At 44.8% G+C, this 2,475-nt stretch carries 1 protein-coding gene, 5 tRNA genes and 2 rRNA genes; all 8 read right to left on the bottom strand.

Features of this window, described 5'->3' with window-relative positions:
* Positions 1–171 (bottom strand): 16S ribosomal RNA (locus QQZ12_RS16880); the annotation flags it as partial.
* Positions 172–796: 625 nt separating this feature from the next.
* A complete protein-coding gene (locus QQZ12_RS16875) occupies positions 797–1,369 on the bottom strand; it encodes a hypothetical protein (protein WP_284724687.1) in 573 nt (190 codons plus the stop codon).
* Between the two features lie 262 nt (positions 1,370–1,631).
* A tRNA-Phe gene (locus tag QQZ12_RS16870) sits at positions 1,632–1,707 on the bottom strand.
* A 21-nt stretch (positions 1,708–1,728) separates the two neighbouring features.
* Positions 1,729–1,804: transfer RNA gene (locus QQZ12_RS16865), tRNA-His, on the bottom strand.
* Between the two features lie 9 nt (positions 1,805–1,813).
* Positions 1,814–1,890, bottom strand: a tRNA-Asp gene (locus tag QQZ12_RS16860).
* 3 nt (positions 1,891–1,893) lie between these two features.
* Positions 1,894–1,969: transfer RNA gene (locus tag QQZ12_RS16855), tRNA-Val, on the bottom strand.
* 5 nt (positions 1,970–1,974) lie between these two features.
* A tRNA-Glu gene (locus QQZ12_RS16850) sits at positions 1,975–2,051 on the bottom strand.
* Between the two features lie 300 nt (positions 2,052–2,351).
* Positions 2,352–2,466 (bottom strand): 5S ribosomal RNA (gene rrf / locus QQZ12_RS16845).
* Between the last annotated feature and the right edge of the window lie 9 nt (positions 2,467–2,475).

The following is a 2,475-nucleotide window of genomic DNA, read 5'->3' as shown; positions in this document are numbered from 1 at the left end:
GAGATTATCTGGTATTAGCACCGGTTTCCCGGAGTTATCCCAGTCTTACGGGCAGGTTGCCCACGTGTTACTCACCCGTTCGCCGCTAGGGTCCGGAGACCCCCGCACGACTTGCATGTATTAGGCATGCCGCCAGCGTTCATCCTGAGCCAGGATCAAACTCTCCGTTAAAGGTTTCACATCGAAGTGTGAAACTGAGGTTTGAGTCTATGCTCGAAGTCGATACTCCACCGAGCAAAGCTCGCGGAGTTGTGAAACACTAAACACTAAAGTGTTAAGTGTTTCATCGAATTAACAGGTCACGTTGTCACTCTTTAGTTTTCAAGGAACGCTTCATTTCATTTTGTACCGCTCTTGCGGCGACAAATATAATTTTATCATTTATACATATCACAAGTCAATACTTTTATTAAATATATTTTCCTTTATCCCATTCGTTTTATACGCGATTTAAATAAACACGTTCGGCCAAGTCACTAGCAGATACAAGCCCATTATAAAACCTCTACGATCCAGTGTGCACTCGCACATGGATCATCAGGGACATTAATCAGTGTCTATTTGCTTACTGGTGGTTCGGGACGGAATCGAACTGCCGACACGGGGATTTTCAGTCCTTTGCTCTACCGACTGAGCTACCAAGCCATCAAAATACCAGGGTTCTCAACAGTTTCCACGTTCGTTTCATCTCCTACTTAAAAACGTGCACACGGTCTTTAATGGTTAATTTTACGTTTTTAGCCCTGGTAGTCAAAAAAATAAAGCCGCACACTGGCTTTTATATAGTGGTTTCCTCTTATTTTATGAGGTCAAGTTTCCGTTTCCTCACTCGCTCTAGCCCGTCGAAGTCAAACGGCTTGACTTCATAATACTTTATAACGTCTCCCTCAATCATTCCGATTTTAAACGGCTCATCCTTAATGTAGTACCGTTCCCACAGCCAAACGCTATTTTCTACCAAATCATTAACGTGTCCACCGCATCGGATGCCAGAATAGAGGAAGGATACTTTGTGTTTAAACAGTTCCTCGTATTCGTTCATGCGTTTTTCCCCTTCTAATCGGCGACACTTCACAAAATGTTTCACCGCTAACGGCGGGTAGCCAAGAGTTAAACCTAATAATTCATGGAATTCAGGAGAAAGGTGCTCTACGCTAGCAAGCTTTTTTAGAAAATCTTCTTTCATCTGTTCCGATTGAAAAAAAAGAAAAAACTCGGCATCGTTGTGCTGGTTTATCCCTTTCGTAACACATGGATAACGCTCTAATAAGTGGAAATTAGCCATGTAATTTGGTGAAGCATTAGTTCCGTACAAAGCAGGTTTTAAACCCATTAGAAACGCTTCGAAGTCAACCAATGGTTTTTTCAATTGCTCATCCCCTTTTGAATTTTATACCATTATACTTAATCAAGCGGTCACCCTCATAGAAGGCGACCGCATCGAATTTTAATTATCTTCTGTACTTTGTGCCGACCTCGTAGAAAATTTCATCACAATCATTTTCGCGTCGTATCGAAGGTATCGGAGGCTTTTCTACCATAATAAAACCCCTACCTTTCCGCCGTGCAAACGCACACGGATAAAGTAGGGGTTCAGACGGATTTTTTACCGTATCAAATCGAAAACTAGATGGTGGCTCGGGACGGAATCGAACCGCCGACACGAGGATTTTCAGTCCTCTGCTCTACCGACTGAGCTACCGAGCCATTTGTTATGTAACTGTGAAGTGGGGCGACCGATGGGAATCGAACCCATGAGTGCCGGAGCCACAATCCGGTGCGTTAACCACTTCGCCACGGCCGCCAAGTAAGATGGCGGAGCTGACGGGATTCGAACCCGCGATCTCCTGCGTGACAGGCAGGCATGTTAGGCCTCTACACCACAGCTCCTTATGGTGGACGCTGACGGGATCGAACCGCCGACCCTCTGCTTGTAAGGCAGATGCTCTCCCAGCTGAGCTAAGCGTCCAAGTTTGGTGACCCGTAGGGGATTCGAACCCCTGCATGCTAGCGTGAAAGGCTAGTGTGTTAAACCGCTTCACCAACGGGCCAAATTAAATCCCTTCTATTTCCTTCGCTGGAAATTATTATCTCAATCAACAGCGACTCTGTTATATTAACATGGATCTATCAATCTGACAAGTAGATAAGTTAAAGTGTTATAATAAAAAATATTATACCGATTTTAAATGTGTGGATTGCCAATTTCCATAGCCAGATCAACGATTTCCGATCGATGATACAGTAGTGATTTTGGTCTATTCCATTTGTCTCTGAAAGCCATCTTTTACTGCATCATATGGTTTTCATATGAAAACCCCCGCTTCATGCTGAAGTGGGGGTCTATTATGGCCTGGCAACGACCTACTCTCCCAGGGCTTAAGCCCAAGTACCATCGGCGCTGGAGGGCTTAACTTCCGTGTTCGGTATGGGAACGGGTGGGTCCCCTCCGCCATCATCACCAGACGTTATGTT

This window comes from Laceyella tengchongensis (genome assembly GCF_900182735.1).
Lineage (GTDB): Bacteria > Bacillota > Bacilli > Thermoactinomycetales > Thermoactinomycetaceae > Laceyella > Laceyella tengchongensis.
Note: the sequence above shows the minus strand (reverse complement) of the source record. Positions and strands in the feature narration are given on the sequence as shown.